General features: G+C 67.7%; 12 protein-coding genes. 6 read left to right on the top strand and 6 right to left on the bottom strand.

The genetic code is table 11. The features are described 5' to 3' along the window. Position 1 precedes the first annotated feature (1 nt). Both metG and LGM89_RS11255 read right to left on the bottom strand, forming a co-directional pair. A complete protein-coding gene (metG, locus tag LGM89_RS11260) occupies positions 2–2158 on the bottom strand; it encodes a methionine--tRNA ligase (RefSeq protein ID WP_226273070.1) in 2157 nt (718 codons plus the stop codon). A 377-nt stretch (positions 2159–2535) separates the two neighbouring features. Further along, on the bottom strand, positions 2536–3180 hold the full coding sequence (locus LGM89_RS11255; RefSeq protein WP_043189806.1) for an OmpA family protein: 645 nt from the start codon (positions 3178–3180) through the stop codon (positions 2536–2538). 351 nt (positions 3181–3531) lie between these two features. On the opposite strand from LGM89_RS11255, the gene apbC reads away from it, so the two are divergent. The 5 genes from apbC (at position 3532) to LGM89_RS11230 (ending at position 9175) form a co-directional block, all read left to right on the top strand. Beyond that, positions 3532–4623 carry an iron-sulfur cluster carrier protein ApbC gene (gene apbC / locus LGM89_RS11250; protein ID WP_226273069.1) on the top strand — a complete coding sequence of 364 codons (1092 nt, stop codon included), beginning with the start codon at positions 3532–3534 and terminating at the stop codon, positions 4621–4623. 133 nt (positions 4624–4756) lie between these two features. Then, the gene (gene sodC / locus LGM89_RS11245) at positions 4757–5293 is read left to right on the top strand and encodes a superoxide dismutase [Cu-Zn] (protein WP_226273068.1); all 537 of its coding nucleotides are present in this window, start codon (positions 4757–4759) and stop codon (positions 5291–5293) included. Positions 5294–5405: 112 nt separating this feature from the next. Continuing rightward, on the top strand, positions 5406–5975 hold the full coding sequence (gene dcd / locus LGM89_RS11240) for a dCTP deaminase (RefSeq protein ID WP_006398615.1): 570 nt from the start codon (positions 5406–5408) through the stop codon (positions 5973–5975). Between the two features lie 81 nt (positions 5976–6056). Then, positions 6057–8336 (top strand): arginine/lysine/ornithine decarboxylase, encoded by a 2280-nt coding sequence (locus LGM89_RS11235; protein ID WP_089440792.1) that lies wholly within the window; start codon positions 6057–6059, stop codon positions 8334–8336. Between the two features lie 26 nt (positions 8337–8362). Further along, positions 8363–9175 carry a lysozyme inhibitor LprI family protein gene (locus tag LGM89_RS11230; protein ID WP_373452544.1) on the top strand — a complete coding sequence of 271 codons (813 nt, stop codon included), beginning with the start codon at positions 8363–8365 and terminating at the stop codon, positions 9173–9175. A gap of 90 nt (positions 9176–9265) precedes the next feature. Here the strand turns inward: LGM89_RS11230 and LGM89_RS11225 are convergent, their stop codons facing one another. The 3 genes from LGM89_RS11225 to LGM89_RS11215 all read right to left on the bottom strand — a co-directional run bounded on the left by LGM89_RS11225 (position 9266) and on the right by LGM89_RS11215 (position 12399). Then, on the bottom strand, positions 9266–9949 hold the full coding sequence (locus LGM89_RS11225; RefSeq protein ID WP_089495423.1) for an HAD family hydrolase: 684 nt from the start codon (positions 9947–9949) through the stop codon (positions 9266–9268). Positions 9950–10043: 94 nt separating this feature from the next. Continuing rightward, positions 10044–11453 carry an argininosuccinate lyase gene (argH, locus tag LGM89_RS11220; protein WP_226273067.1) on the bottom strand — a complete coding sequence of 470 codons (1410 nt, stop codon included), beginning with the start codon at positions 11451–11453 and terminating at the stop codon, positions 10044–10046. Positions 11454–11589: 136 nt separating this feature from the next. Further along, complete coding sequence (locus LGM89_RS11215; protein ID WP_089495422.1) at positions 11590–12399, bottom strand: helix-turn-helix transcriptional regulator; 810 nt, start codon at positions 12397–12399, stop codon at positions 11590–11592. Between the two features lie 215 nt (positions 12400–12614). Here LGM89_RS11215 and LGM89_RS11210 point away from each other — a divergent pair, with 215 nt between their 5' ends. Beyond that, positions 12615–13367 carry a class I SAM-dependent methyltransferase gene (locus LGM89_RS11210; protein ID WP_226273066.1) on the top strand — a complete coding sequence of 251 codons (753 nt, stop codon included), beginning with the start codon at positions 12615–12617 and terminating at the stop codon, positions 13365–13367. Positions 13368–13484: 117 nt separating this feature from the next. On the opposite strand, the gene ppc is transcribed toward LGM89_RS11210, so the two are convergent. Further along, positions 13485–16511, bottom strand: coding sequence for a phosphoenolpyruvate carboxylase (ppc, locus tag LGM89_RS11205; protein ID WP_226273065.1), 3027 nt, complete (start codon positions 16509–16511; stop codon positions 13485–13487). Positions 16512–16532 lie beyond the last annotated feature (21 nt).

Genomic DNA, 16532 nt, shown 5'->3' with positions numbered 1-16532 from the left:
CTTACTTCACGCGCATGCCGGGCTTCGCGCCGCTGTGCGGCTCGAGGATGTAGAGGCCCGGCTCGGCCTTCTCGTCGGTGGCCGACGCGGCGAGTACCATCCCTTCGGACAGGCCGAACTTCATCTTGCGCGGCGCGAGGTTCGCGACCATCACGGTCAGCTTGCCGACGAGTTGCTCGGGCTGATACGCGGACTTGATGCCCGAGAACACGTTGCGGGTCTTTTCCTCGCCGACGTCGAGCGTGAGCTGCAGCAGCTTGTCCGAGCCTTCGACGGCCTGGCACGCGACGATCTTCGCGATGCGCAGGTCGATCTTCGCGAAATCGTCGATCGAGATCGGTGCGTCGTCCGCGCCGTTCACGACAGCCTGCTTCGCGTTCGCCTTCGCGTTGTTCTTCGCATCCTTCGCGGCGTTCGCGCTCGCGACGGCCGCGCCGGTGGCTTCGGCCTGCAGCGAATCGCGGTTCGCGGCCAGCAGCGCCTCGATCTGCTTCGGGTCGACGCGCGTCATCAGGTGCTGGTACGCCTTGATCGGCTGCTCCGACGACAGCGGCTTCGCGGCATCGGCCCAGGCGAGCGGCGCGATCCCGAAGAACGACTCGACGGCTTCGGCCACGCGCGGCATCACCGGCTTCAGCGCGAGCGACAGCAGGCGGAACGACTCGAGGCTCACGCTGCAGGTTTCGTGCAGCGCGACCGCGTTGGCCGGATCCTTTGCGAGATCCCACGGCTTCGCGCCGTCGACGTACGCATTCACTTCGTCCGCGAGCTCCATCGTGTGGCGCAGCGCGCGGCCGTACTCGCGTGCTTCGTAGTGCGCGGCGATCTGCGGGATCGCCTCGCGCAGCTTCGCGACGAGCGGATGGTTCATCGCGCTGTCCTGCACGCGGCCGTCGAAGCGCTTGATCAGGAAGCCTGCCGCGCGGCTCGCGATGTTCACGTACTTGCCGACGAGGTCGCTGTTCACGCGCGCCTGGAAGTCGTCGAGGTTCAGGTCGATGTCTTCCATCGTCGCGTTCAGCTTCGCGGCGAAGTAGTAGCGCAGCCATTCGGGGTTCAGGCCCGTGTCGATGTAGCTCTGCGCGGTGATGAACGTGCCGCGCGACTTCGACATCTTCGCGCCGTCGACCGTCAGGAACCCGTGCGCGAACACGTTGGTCGGCGTGCGGTGGCCCGAGAACTCGAGCATCGCGGGCCAGAACAGCGTGTGGAAGTACAGGATGTCCTTGCCGATGAAGTGGTACTGCTCGGTGGTCGAGCCCGGGCGGACCCACGCATCGAAGTCGATGCCGTTGCGCTCGCACAGGTTCTTGAAGCTCGCGTAGTAGCCGACCGGCGCGTCGAGCCACACGTAGAAATACTTGCCGGGTGCGCCCGGGATCTCGAAGCCGAAATACGGCGCGTCACGCGAGATGTCCCAGTCGGCGAGCTTGGCCTCGCCGGCGTCGCCGAGCCATTCGCGCATCTTGTTGGTCGCTTCGGGCTGCGCGAGGCCGCTCACCCATTCGCGCAGGAACGTTTCGCAGCGCGGATCGGACAGGCGGAAGAAGTAGTGCTTCGAGGTCTTGCGCACCGGCGTCGCGCCCGATACCACCGAGTACGGGTTCAGCAGTTCGGTCGGCAGGTACGTCGAGCCGCACACTTCGCAGCTGTCGCCGTACTGGTCCTTCGCGTGGCACTTCGGGCACTCGCCCTTGATGAAGCGATCCGGCAGGAACATTTCCTTGACGGGATCGTACGCCTGCTCGATCTCGCGCTCGGCGATGAAGCCGGCGTCCTGCAGCGCGACGTAGATCTTCTCGCTCAGCACGCGGTTCTCGTCCGAATCGGTCGAGTAGAAGTTGTCGAACGACACGCCGAAGCTGTCGAAGTCGCGCTTGTGTTCGGTCCACACGCGATCGATCAGCTGCTTCGGGGTCAGGCCTTCCTTCTCCGCGCGCAGCATGATCGGCGTGCCGTGCGTGTCGTCGGCGCCGATGTAGTAGACCTCATGGCCATGCATTCGCAGCGTCCGCACCCAGATGTCGGTCTGGATGTACTCGACCAGGTGGCCGATGTGGATCTGCCCGTTGGCATAGGGCAGTGCGGACGTAACGAGGATCTGGCGGCCACCTTGCGGCGCCGCAGCCTGCACGGAAGTGAGGTCGGATGCGGACATAGGGTCTGTAGAGGAACAGCGGAAAAACGACGGGAAACTGCGATTCTAGCAGGGGTGCGCAACAGCGACGCGGGCGGGCGCCCTAGGACCGGGCGCCGAAACGGGCGGGGCCGCGCATGCGGCGTGCCCGACGGTGCGGTGCTGCGATGCAGCACGAATTCTGCGGGCAAAAAAAACCGGGGCGGATACGGCCCCGGAGCAACAACGACAAGAGGAGAATGGTGACGCGCCGGCAACACCAGCCGCGTACCGTAAATACTGACCACGGCCTGCGACAGAAGTTCGAAAATTTTTTCGATTTGTTACCGGCTCCGCCGGAAGCCTTGTCCGGCGGGGCTGCGCGGGCGGCGGGCCCGCGCGTTCCCCTCGTCGCGCGCTTACTGCGCCTGCGCTGCGCGCAGGTAGATTTCGACGCGGCGGTTCTGTGCGCGGCCGGCTTCGGTCGCGTTGTCCGCGATCGGGTTCGATGCCCCCATGCCTTGCGCCGACAGGCGGCCGCCGTTCACGCCGCGCTGCGCCAGTGCGTTCACGACGCTTTGCGCGCGGTTCTGCGACAGCGTCTGGTTCAGCTGGGCCGAGCCCGTGCTGTCCGTGTAGCCGACGATCGAAGCCGTCACTTGCGGGTTCTGGTTCAGCGTCGTCGCCAGGTCGTTCAGCAGCGGCGTGAAGGCCGGCGTGATCGCGTACTGGTTCGTCGCGAACGTCACCGAGCTCGGCACGTTCAGCTTCAGCGAGCCGTCCGGCTGCTCGGTCACTTGCGTACCCGTTTGCGCTGCCGACGGTGCGAGCTTGTTCTTGATCGCCTGCCAGTTGTAACCCGTCACGCCGCCGACCAGTGCGCCGACGCCAGCGCCGATCGCCGCGCCCTTGCCGCCGCCCGCCAGTGCGCCGATACCTGCGCCCAGTGCCGCACCCGTGCCGGTACCGACGGCCGCGTTGTTGCCTTGCTGCGTGGCGCAGCCTGCCAGCAATGCGCCGGCCAATGCGAAGACGGACAAGCGGGTCGCGATTTTCATGTTCATCTTGGATTCCTCTCTTGGTTGAACGAGTCGACAACGACGACAAACAACAGTTACGGCTCCCTGCGCGGACCGTCCGAAAAGGAAGGCCGGCCTGCGCTCGCGGCAGCCGCCGAGGCGGTCGCATGCCCTGTCCGTCAGCGTGGCTGTTCAGGCAGGGCGACGCGTCAGCCTCTACAATATAGGCGGTGAGTGGCCGATTTGGCCCTATAGCATGCCGCACGCGAAGAGTGCGCCGGGTCGCGCGTTCGCGCAATGGCATGCAACAGATTCTTTCACTTTTCCCGATTTTCGCGCGGTAATTTGATATTTTTTGACGTTTGCACGCGAGAAAAACGTTTTCACGGAGTTTCGATGAGCATTGACCGGGCACAAGTCGACGCCGCTTTGGCGGCTGTCGTCGACCCCAATACCGGCCGTCCGTATGCGGCGAACAAGGGCGTGCGCAACGTCGCGATAGACGGCGACGTCATGGCGCTCGACGTGGTGCTCGGTTATCCCGCGCGCAGCCAGCACGACGACGTGCGCGCCCGCATCGCCGCGGCGCTCCAGGCCGTGGCCGGCGTGCGCGACGCGCGCGTCGCGGTCTCGCAGGAGATCGTCGCGCACACGGTGCAGCGCGGCGTGAAATTGCTGCCGAACGTGAAGAACATCGTCGCGGTCGCGTCGGGCAAGGGCGGTGTCGGCAAGAGCACGACGGCCGTCAACCTCGCGCTCGCGCTTGCCGCGGAGGGCGCGTCGGTCGGCATCCTCGACGCCGACATCTACGGTCCGTCGCTGCCGACGATGCTCGGCATCCATGGCCAGCGTCCCGAGTCGCCCGACAACCAGTCGATGAACCCGCTCGTCGGCCACGGGCTGCAGGCGAACTCGATCGGCTTCCTGATCGAGGAAGACAACCCGATGGTGTGGCGCGGCCCGATGGCGACTTCCGCGCTCGAGCAGCTGCTGCGCCAGACCAACTGGCGCGAGCTCGACTACCTGATCGTCGACATGCCGCCCGGCACGGGCGACATCCAGCTGACGCTCGCGCAGCGCGTGCCCGTCACGGGCGCGGTGATCGTCACGACGCCGCAGGACATCGCGCTGCTCGACGCGAAGAAGGGCCTGAAGATGTTCGAGAAGGTCGGGATTCCGATCCTCGGCATCGTCGAGAACATGAGCATCCACACCTGCTCGAACTGCGGCCACGAGGAGCACATCTTCGGCGCCGGCGGGGCCGAGCGGATGGCGAAGGAGTACGGCGTGAACGTGCTCGGCAGCCTGCCGCTCGACATCGCGATCCGCGAGCGCGCCGACAGCGGCACGCCGACGGTCGTGGCCGATGCCGACGGCGCGCTGGCGCGTCGCTATCGCGAAATCGCGCGCGGGGTTGCGCTGGCGATTGCCGAGCGATCGCGCGACATGACGTCGAAGTTCCCGTCGATCGTTGTTCAAAATACGTAAAACCCTTGCGGGGCGGGGCCTCACGCTGTTTACGGCGCCGCGAGGCGCGGTATCATGGCGACTTTTCCCGGGTCCCTTTACCCGCCCGGCGCGGCCGTCGTGTCAAACGGCCGTCAGCCGGCATGAGGATCGAATGAAACAACGACATCACGGCGTGTACGCCGGCCGCGTGCGGTGCGCGCTGCTGGCCGCCGCCGCGCTGGGCCTGCTGGCCGGCTGCACCTCCTTTTCCTCGTCGCACGAAAAACGGGCCGACGCACAGCTGCAGCCGACGGTCGGCTCGCAGGCGCGCGGCGCTGTGACGTTCGTCGAGCGTCCGGACGGCGTGCAGGTTACCTACAACCTGGCCGGGCTGCCGCCGAACAGCGATCACGCCTTGCAGGTACACGAACGCGGCGATTGCAACGCGGGCGACGGCTCGAGCGCCGGCCAGGTGTTCGCGCCGGCGGCCGACCGGCTGCGCGCGGGTGCCCGCGTCGCCGGCGATCTCGGCAACATCCACGCGGACGCGAACGGCGTCGCGGCCGGCTTCATCGTCGCGCCCGATCTGGCCCTCGATGGCGTGCGTTCGGCGATGAACCGCGCGGCGCTGGTGCACCGCGAACCGAGCGATCCCGCGTTTCTGCAGCATGGCGCGGGGCCCGCGCTCGCCTGTGGCGTGATCCGTTGACGGCCGCCGCGTGCGTGCGCCGATGATCGCGTAAAATGTCGGCCTTTCCCTGGCCGCCGTCCTGAATGGCGGCCTTCGTTTCCCGTCACGCAGCGTTTCCAGGCGCCCCGATATGAGCATCAAGTCCGACAAATGGATTCGGCGCATGGCCGAAGAGCACAAGATGATCGAGCCGTTCGTGCCCGATCAGGTCCGCGCGTCCGAGGACGGCCGCCGGATCGTCAGCTACGGCACGTCGAGCTACGGCTACGACATCCGCTGCGCGGACGAATTCAAGATCTTCACGAACATCAACTCGACGATCGTCGATCCGAAGAACTTCGACGAGGGTTCGTTTGTCGATTTCAAGGGCGACGTGTGCATCATCCCGCCGAACTCGTTCGCGCTGGCCCGCACCGTCGAATATTTCCGCATCCCGCGCACCGTGCTGACGGTCTGCCTCGGCAAGTCGACCTATGCGCGCTGCGGGATCATCGTCAACGTGACGCCGTTCGAACCCGAGTGGGAAGGCTACGTCACGCTGGAATTCTCGAACACCACGCCGCTGCCCGCGAAGATCTACGCGAACGAAGGCGTCGCCCAGGTGCTCTTCTTCGAGAGCGACGAAGTGTGCGACGTGTCGTACGCGGATCGCGGCGGCAAGTATCAGGGGCAGCGTGGTGTCACGCTGCCGAAAACCTGATCTGGTTGCATAACGTCTCACCAGTTTCCGGGTGACCGCTGCGCGTGACGCGCCGCGGTCGTTCTTTTTGGAGAATCGCCCATGAAGTTTCGTTTCCCCGTCGTCATCATCGACGAAGATTTCCGCTCCGAGAACATCTCGGGCTCCGGCATCCGGGCGTTGGCCGAAGCGATCGAGAAGGAGGGCGTCGAAGTCCTCGGCCTCACGAGCTACGGCGATCTGACGTCGTTCGCGCAGCAGTCGAGCCGCGCGTCGTGCTTCATCCTGTCGATCGACGACGACGAACTCATGCTCGGCGAGACCGGCCAGGACGGCGAGCTGCCCGAGCTCGCGACCGCGATCATCGAGCTGCGCGCGTTCGTCACCGAAGTGCGCCGCCGCAACGCGGACATCCCGATCTTCCTGTACGGCGAGACGCGCACGTCGCGCCACCTGCCGAACGACATCCTGCGCGAGCTGCACGGCTTCATCCACATGTTCGAGGACACGCCGGAGTTCGTCGCGCGCCACATCATCCGCGAGGCGAAGGTCTATCTCGACTCGCTCGCGCCGCCGTTCTTCAAGGAACTCGTGAAGTACGCGGACGAAGGCTCGTACTCGTGGCACTGCCCGGGCCACTCGGGCGGCGTCGCGTTCCTGAAGAACCCGCTCGGCCAGATGTTCCACCAGTTCTTCGGCGAGAACATGCTGCGCGCGGACGTCTGCAACGCCGTGGACGAACTCGGCCAGCTGCTCGACCACACGGGCCCCGTCGCGGCGTCCGAGCGCAACGCGGCGCGCATCTTCAGCGCGGACCACCTGTTCTTCGTGACCAACGGCACGTCGACGTCGAACAAGATCGTCTGGCACGCGACGGTCGCCCCGGGCGACATCGTGCTGGTCGACCGCAACTGCCACAAGTCGATCCTGCACGCGATCACGATGACGGGCGCGATTCCCGTGTTCCTCACGCCTACGCGCAACCATTTCGGCATCATCGGGCCGATCCCGCGCGACGAATTCAAGCCGGAGAACATCCGCAAGAAGATCGAGGCGAACCCGTTCGCGCGCGAAGCGATGCGCGAGAACCCGGACATGAAGCCGCGCATCCTGACGATCACGCAGAGCACGTACGACGGCGTCGTCTACAACGTCGAGATGATCAAGGACCTGCTCGGCGACCTGCTCGACACGCTGCACTTCGACGAAGCGTGGCTGCCGCACGCAACCTTCCACGATTTCTACCGCGACATGCACGCGATCGGCGACGGCCGTCCGCGCACCGGCGCGCTCGTGTTCGCGACGCACTCGACGCACAAGCTGCTCGCAGGCATCTCGCAGGCCTCGCAGATCGTCGTGCAGGATTCGGAGAACCGCACGTTCGACAAGCACCGCTTCAACGAGGCGTACCTGATGCATACGTCGACGAGCCCGCAGTACGCGATCATCGCGTCGTGCGACGTCGCGGCCGCGATGATGGAGCCGCCGGGCGGCACCGCGCTCGTCGAGGAATCGATCGCCGAGGCGATCGACTTCCGCCGCGCGATGCGCAAGGTCGACGCCGAATACGGCGACGACTGGTTCTTCAGCGTGTGGGGCCCGGACAACCTGTCGGAAGAGGGCATCGGTTCGCGCGAGGACTGGATGCTGAAGCCGAACGACCACTGGCACGGCTTCGGCCCGCTGGCGGAAGGCTTCAACATGCTCGACCCGATCAAGGCGACGATCATCACGCCGGGGCTCGACGTCGACGGCGAGTTCGGCGAAACCGGCATTCCGGCCGCGATCGTCACGAAGTACCTGGCCGAGCACGGGATCATCGTCGAGAAGACCGGCCTGTACTCGTTCTTCATCATGTTCACGATCGGCATCACGAAGGGCCGCTGGAACTCGATGGTGACCGAGCTGCAGCAGTTCAAGGACGACTACGACAACAACCAGCCGCTGTGGCGCGTGCTGCCGGAATTCGTCGCGCAGCATCCGCGCTACGAGCGTGTCGGCCTGCGCGACCTGTGCACGCAGATCCACGACGTGTACCGCGCGAACGACATCGCCCGCCTGACGACGGAGATGTACCTGTCGGACATGGAGCCGGCGATGAAGCCGTCGGACGCGTTCGCGAAGCTCGCGCACCGCAAGATCGACCGCGTGCCGCTCGACGAGCTCGAAGGCCGCGTGACGAGCATCCTGCTCACGCCGTACCCGCCGGGCATTCCGCTGCTGATCCCGGGCGAGCGCTTCAACAAGACGATCGTGAACTACCTGCGGTTCGCGCGCGACTTCAACGAACGCTTCCCGGGCTTCCACACCGACATCCACGGCCTCGTCGCGGAAGAGGTGAACGGCCGCGTCGAGTACTTCGTCGACTGCGTGCGCGACTGATGGCGGCGCACGGACGAATCCAGGCGATGCGTGCGGCGCTGGCCGCGCTCGTCGTCTGGGCGGCAGGGCCGGCAGGGCTGGCGGGAGTCGGGGTCGCGCACGCTGAAGTCGCGGCGGCCGACCCGATCGACGTCGCGATGCGGCAATGCCTCGCGCGGCGCGACCGGTCGTCGCCGGCCGGCCAGATCCAGTGCATGGGCGAGGCGCAGCAGCAGTGGCAGGCCGTGATGGACGGCGCGTACCAGCGCCTGTTGAAGGACGCGCCGGCCGATGCGAAGCGCGGCTGGCAGGACAGCCAGCGCCATTGGCTCACGTGGCGCAAGGACGAAGTGCTTCTGCTGAAGGCCGTGTACGACACCACGCGCGGGACGTCGTACGCGATGTCGAGTGCCGACCTGCAGCTGCAGCCGGTGCGCGACCGTGCACTGGCGCTGCGCGGTGCGGCCGATCGCTATGCGCCGCCGCCCGCCGCCGTGCCGGTCGCGGCCACGAGCGGCGCGCAGGGCGGCGCGGGTGATGCCCCGGGCGCGGCCCAGGGCGGGGCCAAACCGAACGCCAAGCCGGCGAACGCGCCGCGCGATCCGGCCGTGCGCCGCGTGCGGCCGTGCGAACAGGACGCCGCGTGCGAGCATGCGCTGTTCGACCTGAACCGCTATTACCAGAAGCTGCGCCGCAAGATGCCCGCGCATTCGGCCGCGACGCTCGTCCGCGCGCAGCGCGCGTGGGTCGGGTTCCGCGATGCGACGGCACCGCTCGTCGGCGAGGACGGCCGCGTCGACCTGATCGGCGCGCGCATCGCGACGATGAAGCGGCTGTCGGAGACGGCCGGCAACAAGTAAGCGCAATGGCGACGCCGGTGATCCGGCGAGACGGCAAAAAGCAAAACGGGCACCCGAGAAGGTGCCCGTTTTTCATTTGGCGGCCGCGATTCAGGCGGGCCGTTGCGTATCGAGCTTGCCGAACCACGACGGCACGAGCGCGACCGCATCGTCGAGCGACGCGAGCACGTGCAGGCTCAGCGCGACGATTTCGGGCGTCGGCGCCTTCAGGTCGGGCACGGTGATGACCGATGCACCCGCGCCGGCGGCCGATTGCGCGCCGAAGTCGCTGTCCTCGAACGCGACGCAGGCGTGGGCCGGCACGCCGAGGCGTTCGGCCGCGAGCCGGTAGACGGCCGGGTCGGGCTTGCCGCGCGCGACTTCGTCGCCGCCCGCGATCGCGCGGAAGAACGGCAGCACGCCGACTGCGTCGAGTCGCGCGCGGATGACCTCGCACGCGGACGACGACGCGACCGCACACGGAATGCCGGCTTGCGCGAGCGCGTCGAGCAGCGCGAACGCGCCGGGCTTCAGCGGAAACTTCGGATGCGGTTCGGGCGCCGCGAGCTGCTCGCGCACGCGGATGCGCACCGCGTCGAACGTATCGGGGTTGCCGATCAGCCGTGCCAGGATGACCTGGCCTTCGGCGAACGAGCGGCCGACGATCTGCAGGTAGTCGGTGGCGGTCAGCGTGACGCCGTGCGCATTCGACACGTCGATCCACGTGTTCATGATGGTCCGCTCGGAATCGACGAGCAGGCCGTCCATGTCGAAGAGCGCGGCGGAAAAGGTCATCGGCGGCATTCGGGAAGCAGGGAAGGCGATGGGCGGCGCGACGGCCGCCCGAATGAAAAACGGACGCCGAGGGCGTCCGTCCGGAACAGCAGGCTTACTGGCCGAGCGCGGCGCGCGCGGCCTTGACCGCTGCACGCACCTGGTCGGGCGCGGTGCCGCCGGGGTGGTTGCGGCTCGCGACCGAGCCCTCGAGCGTCAGGTAGCCGAACACGTCTTCACCGATCAGGTGCGCGACGTTCGGCAGTTCCTGCTTCATCTCGTCGAGCGTCAGGTCGGCCAGGTCGATGCCGCGGTCGTCGCAGATCTTCACGGCGTGCGCGACGGCTTCGTGCGCATCGCGGAACGGCAGGCCGCGCTTCACGAGGTAGTCGGCGAGGTCGGTGGCGGTCGAGAAGCCCTGCAGCGCGGCCGCGCGCATCGCGTCCGGCTTCACGGTGATGCCGGCCACCATCTCGGCGAAGATCCGCAGCGTGTCGGCGACGGTGTCGACCGTGTCGAACAGCGGTTCCTTGTCTTCCTGGTTGTCCTTGTTGTACGCGAGCGGCTGGCCCTTCATCAGCGTCAGCAGCGCCATCAGGTGGCCGTTCACGCGGCCCGTCTTGCCGCGCGCGAGCTCGGGCACGTCCGGGTTCTTCTTCTGCGGCATGATCGAGCTGCCGGTGCAGAAGCGGTCGGCGATGTCGATGAAGCCGACGCGCGGGCTCATCCACAGCACGAGTTCTTCGGAGAAGCGCGACACGTGCGTCATCACGAGCGCGGAAGCCGCCGTGAATTCGATCGCGAAGTCGCGATCCGACACCGCGTCGAGCGAGTTCGCGCACATGCCGTCGAAGCCGAGCGTCTTCGCCACCGCGTGACGATCGATCGGATAGCTCGTACCGGCGAGCGCGGCCGCGCCGAGCGGCAGGCGGTTCACGCGGGTGCGGCAGTCGCGCATGCGCTCCGCGTCGCGCGAGAACATCTCGACGTATGCGAGCAGGTGGTGGCCGAACGTGACGGGCTGGGCGACCTGCAGGTGCGTGAAGCCCGGCATGATCGTGTCGGCGTTCTGTTCCGCGAGGTCGAGCAGCGCGCCGCGCAGGTCGTTCAGCAGGCCGCCGATGCGGTCGATCTCGCCGCGCAGCCACAGGCGGATGTCGGTCGCGACCTGGTCGTTACGCGAGCGGCCCGTGTGCAGGCGCTTGCCGGCGTCGCCGATCAGCGCGGTCAGGCGCGCCTCGATGTTCAGGTGGACGTCTTCCAGGTCGAGCTGCCATTCGAATTCGCCGCGCTCGATTTCACCCTTGATCTGCGTCATCCCGCGTTCGATCGCGGCCAGGTCGTCGGCGCTGATGATCTTCTGCGCGGCGAGCATGTTCGCGTGCGCGAGCGAGCCGGCGATGTCGACGAGCGCGAGGCGCTTGTCGAAAAATACCGACGACGTGTAGCGCTTGACCAGCTCGGACATCGGTTCCGAGAAGCGGGCCGACCAGGCCTCGCCCTTTTTGTGCAGTTGGGACGTCATGGCGATTCTTCGAAGGGAGATTGAGCGGCGTGCGCCGCCGAGGAATCCCGCGATTCTAACATTCGCGGGCCTGCCCGCCGCGGTGCGCGGCCGTTCGCGGCGGCCTGCCGACCGTGGCCGGCGCGGGCCGGCCCGTTCAGTCGCGCACCAGCACGACCAGCTTCAGGTCCTCGCGGTGCGCGGGCTTCAGCGTGATCTGCTGGTACACGAGGCGGCCGTCGGCCGGATGGTCGAATTCGCGCAGGCCGCCTTCGCGTTCGAATACGTCCTGCGATGCCCAGTACTGCGCGAAAGCGTCGCTGCCGGCGGTCAACGCGTCGATCAGTGCGCGCGTGGGCGCATCGGTCAGGTGACGGATCGAATCGGCGCGGAATTCGGCCGCGAGCCGCCGCGCGCGGGTTTCCCAGTCGACGATCAGCGTGCGCGCGGCCGGCGACATGAACGTGAAGCGCAGCAGGTTGCGGTCGTGCTCGCCGTCGAGCCAGCCGGAAAAGAGCGTGGCGGCCGGCGCATTCCAGGCGAGGGCGTTCCATTGCCGGTCGAGCACGTACGCGGGCGTCGCGATGGCCGTGACGGTCGCGGCGAGCGTCGGCGGCAGGTCGCCGGCCGCGACGTCGGGCTCGGCCGGGTCGCGCTGCGCGGCTAGCTCGAACAGGTAGGCGCGTTCGGCCTTCGACAGTTGCAGCGCGACGGCGATCCGCGCGAGCGCGTCGGCCGACGCCGACACCGGGCGGCCCTGTTCGATCCACGTGTACCAGGTCGGGCTGACGCCGCACAGTTGCGCGACTTCCTCGCGCCGCAGCCCCGGCGTGCGGCGGCGCGGGCCGGGCGGCAGGCCGACGGCCTGCGGCGACAGCCGCTCGCGGTGGGCGCGGATGAATTCGCCGAGTGCGCGGGCGGGCGAGGCGTCGAGCGGCGGGACGGGATCGGAGGACGGGTGGTTCATGCGGAAACGGCGAAATGGAAACGGGGGCGCGGCAACGGTCAGGCAGGTGTATCGAATACCAGAATAACTGCTTAACTTGTACTGGTACAAACGCAGGCCTATTGTAGCGGCTCGTGCGCTGGCAGGGCAGCGCGCGTCCCACAAAACGCGTTGCATGGGGCCGGAGCAGGTGCTGAGGCGCCTGTCGCACCGGCAACAGTACAAAGGAGCGAACGATGAAACACCACGACCAGGTCGCCGACGCATTCGGCACGACGGCCGCCGCCTATCTGACGAGCACGGTCCACGCGACGGGCGCCGACCTGCAGACGCTCGCGGACACGGTGCGCGCAACGCCCGATGCCGCGGTGCTCGATCTCGGCTGCGGCGCCGGCCATGCCAGCTTCGCCGTCGCGCCGCACGTGCGCGACGTGGTCGCCTACGATCTCGCCGCGCAGATGCTCGCGACCGTCGACGCCGCCGCGCGCGAACGCGGGCTCGCGAACATCCGTACGCAGCAGGGGCCGGCCGAGCGACTGCCGTTCGACACGGCGACGTTCGACTGGGTTGTGAGCCGGATGAGCGCGCACCACTGGCACGACATGCGCGCGGCGCTTGCCGAGGTGCGCCGCGTGCTGAAGCCGGGCGGCCGCGTGTTGATGATCGATATCGCCGGCAACGACCATCCGCTTCTCGATACGTACCTGCAGGCCGCGGAAGTGCTGCGCGATGCGTCGCACGTGCGCGACTACCGGGCGGACGAATGGCTCGCGATGTTCCGCGAAGCCGGCTTCGACGCGCACGTGCACAGCCGCTGGCGGCTGCCGATCGATTTCGATACGTGGGTCGCGCGCATCCGCACGCCGGCCGACAGCGTCACCGGCATTCGCGCGCTGTGGGCGCATGCGCCGGACGAGGTGCGCGGCTACTACGCGGTGCAGCCCGACGGTTCGTTCGAACACGACGCGTTGCTGCTCGACGCGCACTGAGCGCGAGGTGCACCGGCGGGGTTTCGCCCGCGCATGAAAAAGCCGCGATACGCATCATCGCGTATCGCGGCTTTCAAGACGTCAGTCGGCGCGGAATTATGCCGCGCCGCAGGCGGATCAGCCCGTGTTGCGCAGGCCGGCCGCGATCCCGTTGATCGTCAGGTGAATCCCGCGGCGCAGCCGCGCGTTCGTGTCGCCCGCGCGGTGGCGCTTGATCAGCTCGACCTGCAGGTGGTTCAGCGGATCGAGATACGGGAAGCGGTTCTTGATCGAGCGCGCGAGCAGCGGGTTGGTCGCGAGGCGGCCTTCGTGCCCGGTGATCTCCGCCAGCGCCTGCGACGTGCGCTCCCATTCCGCGACGATCCGCTCGAACACGTGCTTGCGCAGCTTGCGGTCGGAAACGAGCTGCGCGTAGCGCGACGCGACCGCGAGGTCGGTCTTCGCGAGCACCATGTCCATGTTCGACAGCAGGTTCGAGAAGAACGGCCAGGTCTTGTTCATCTTCTTCAGCAGCGCGACGCGCTTCGTGCGCTCGGCGTCGTCCTGCGCGCCGTCGAGATACGCGCTCACCGCGCTGCCGAAGCCGTACCAGCCCGTCAGCAGCAGCCGGCACTGGCCCCACGAGAAGCCCCACGGAATCGCGCGCAGGTCCTCGATCTTGCGCTGCTTCGGATCCTGCAGCTTGCGCGACGCCGGGCGGCTGCCGATGTTCAGCTCGGCGATCTCGGTGATCGGCGTCGACGAGAAGAAGTAGTCGGTGAAGCCCGGGGTTTCATAGACGAGCGCGCGGTACGCGGCCATCGCCGAATCGGACAGCGTCTGCATCGCGGCCTCGAACGCCGGCAATTGCGCGGGCGCATTGTTCTGCGGCAGGAGCGTGGCTTCGAGCGTCGCGGCGACGACCGTCTCGAGGTTGCGGCGGCCGATCTCCGGGTTCGCGAACTTGCTCGCGATCACCTCGCCCTGTTCGGTGAGGCGAATCTGGCCGTTCACGGTGCCCGGCGGCTGCGACAGGATCGCCTGGTAGGTCGGGCCGCCGCCGCGGCCGACCGTGCCGCCGCGGCCGTGGAACAGCCGCAGCGTGATCTTGCGGTCACGGAACAGGTCGACGAGCGCGAGCTCCGCACGATACAGCTCCCAGTTCGACGTGAGGAAGCCGCCGTCCTTGTTGCTGTCCGAATAGCCGAGCATCACTTCCTGCTCGGCGCCCTGGTGTGCGATCAGCGCGTCGATGCCCGGCAGTGCGAAGTACTCGCGCATGATGCGCGCGGCGTCGCGCAGGTCGGGAATCGTCTCGAACAGCGGGATCACCATCAGGCTGTTCTTCGCATCGCCGCCCGGGACGCCGAGCGCGCCTTCGAGCAGGCCCGTCTCTTTTTGCAGCAGCAGCACTTCGACGAGGTCGCTGACGGTTTCCGTATGCGAAATGATGTAGTTGCGTACCGCGCGTGCGCCGAATTGCGCGCGGACTTCGCGCGCCTTCTCGAACACGCCGAGCTCGCTTTGCGCGAGCGCCGAGTATTCGAAATACGGCGAGCGCAGCGGACGCGGATCGGCGAGCGCCGCGAGCAGCACGCGCAGCTTGTCTTCCTCGGCGAGCGCCGCGTAGTCGGCCTCGACGCCCGCGCGGGCGAGCAGTTCGGCGACCACGGCTTCGTGGATGTCGGAGCTCTGGCGCAGGTCGATGCTCGCGAGATGGAAGCCGAACACTTCGGCCGCGCGCACCAGAGGCGCGAGGCGCGGCGCGGCGAGCGACGTGCCGTGATGTTCGTCGAGCGACGCGGTCAGCACCTTCAGGTCGGCGACGAACGCTTCGGAATCCGCGTACGGGATCGCACGCACGGGCGGCGCGCCGCGGCCCGCGCTGCGCACCGGCACCGTGCCTTCGCCGAGACGCACGCGCGCGCTGGCGGCGAGGCGCGTGTAGATGCCGATCAGCGCGCGGCGATACGGTTCGTCCACGCGGTGCGGCGACTGGTCGGGCGAAGCTGCCGCGAGCGCCTTCACGGCGTCGTTCGCGCCGACGAGCAGGTTCGACACCGACAGCTCGGCGCCGAGCTTGTGCACCTGTTCCAGATAGTGCTCGAGGATCACCGCGGCCTGGCGGTTGATCGCTTCGTCGAGCGTCGGCGCGGTCACGTTCGGGTTGCCGTCGCGGTCGCCGCCGATCCAGCTGCCCATCTGGAAGAACGCGGGTACGCGCGCGGACAGGCCGTGCTCGGCGAGCGCGGCCTCGATGTCGCCGTACAGCGCGGGCAGTTCGTCGAGGAACGTCGCGCGGTAGTACGACAGCGCGTTCTCGATCTCGTCGCCGACCGTCAGGCGCGAGTCGCGCAGCATGCGGGTCTGCCACAGCGCGGTGACGCGCGCGCGCAGCATCGCTTCGTTGTGCTGGCGCTCTCGGCTCGTCAGTTCCTGGTCGCGTTCCGCGAGCAGGCGCGCGATGTCGTGCTGGGCGTCGAGGATGCTCTTGCGCTGCACCTCGGTCGGGTGCGCGGTCAGCACCGGCACGATCAGCGCATCGTCGAAGAAGCGCTGCAGCAGGCGCTTCGACGCGTTGCCGGTCGTCTTCAGTTGTTCGAGCGCGTACGCGACGGTGCCGGGCTGCGACGCGGAGCCGGCGAGCGCATGGATGCGGCGGCGGCGGTTGTGGTGGCGGTCTTCCGCGATGTTCGCGAGGTGCGAGAAATAGCTGAACGCGCGCACGACGCTCACCGTCTGCTCCGGCGTCAGCTTGCGCAGCTTCTTCTCGAGCGTCTGAGCGGCTTCGCTGTCGTCCTCGCGGCGGAACTTGACCGCGGTCTGGCGGATCGTCTCGACGACGTCGAACACGGTGTCGCCTTCCTGCTCGCGCACGACGTCGCCGAGCAGGCGGCCGAGGAAGCGGATGTCTTCGAACAGCGGGCCGTCCTTGTCGTCGCGCGTGCGCGTGCCGGACTTCGGCGCGGCGGCCGTGCGGGCCGCGGTGCGGGCAGCCGGGCCGGCGGCTTTCGTCGCGCGTTTTGTCTGACGTATCGGGTCTTTCGGTTTCGTTGCCGTTTTCGCACGGCCGTTCGCGGCGGTGGCGACGGTGTCCGTCGAGGCGTCGGAGGAGGACAGGGCAGCATTGCGGCGCGCCGTACGCGCCGATCCGGAAGACTTCACGATGGGTTTCCTTGGGAAAGC

This window comes from Burkholderia sp. AU31624 (assembly GCF_020420065.1).
Lineage (GTDB): Bacteria > Pseudomonadota > Gammaproteobacteria > Burkholderiales > Burkholderiaceae > Burkholderia.
This window is presented reverse-complemented; position numbering and strand designations above follow the sequence as displayed.

Bases quoted from the DNA above. Each gene is read 5' to 3' on its own strand.
- metG (WP_226273070.1), bottom strand. From the start codon at position 2,158: ATGTCCGCATCCGACCTCACTTCCGTGCAGGCTGCGGCGCCGCAAGGT.
- LGM89_RS11255 (WP_043189806.1), bottom strand. From the start codon at position 3,180: ATGAACATGAAAATCGCGACCCGCTTGTCCGTCTTCGCATTGGCCGGC.
- apbC (WP_226273069.1), top strand. From the start codon at position 3,532: ATGAGCATTGACCGGGCACAAGTCGACGCCGCTTTGGCGGCTGTCGTC.
- sodC (WP_226273068.1), top strand. From the start codon at position 4,757: ATGAAACAACGACATCACGGCGTGTACGCCGGCCGCGTGCGGTGCGCG.
- dcd (WP_006398615.1), top strand. From the start codon at position 5,406: ATGAGCATCAAGTCCGACAAATGGATTCGGCGCATGGCCGAAGAGCAC.
- LGM89_RS11235 (WP_089440792.1), top strand. From the start codon at position 6,057: ATGAAGTTTCGTTTCCCCGTCGTCATCATCGACGAAGATTTCCGCTCC.
- LGM89_RS11230 (WP_373452544.1), top strand. From the start codon at position 8,363: ATGCGTGCGGCGCTGGCCGCGCTCGTCGTCTGGGCGGCAGGGCCGGCA.
- LGM89_RS11225 (WP_089495423.1), bottom strand. From the start codon at position 9,949: ATGACCTTTTCCGCCGCGCTCTTCGACATGGACGGCCTGCTCGTCGAT.
- argH (WP_226273067.1), bottom strand. From the start codon at position 11,453: ATGACGTCCCAACTGCACAAAAAGGGCGAGGCCTGGTCGGCCCGCTTC.
- LGM89_RS11215 (WP_089495422.1), bottom strand. From the start codon at position 12,399: ATGAACCACCCGTCCTCCGATCCCGTCCCGCCGCTCGACGCCTCGCCC.
- LGM89_RS11210 (WP_226273066.1), top strand. From the start codon at position 12,615: ATGAAACACCACGACCAGGTCGCCGACGCATTCGGCACGACGGCCGCC.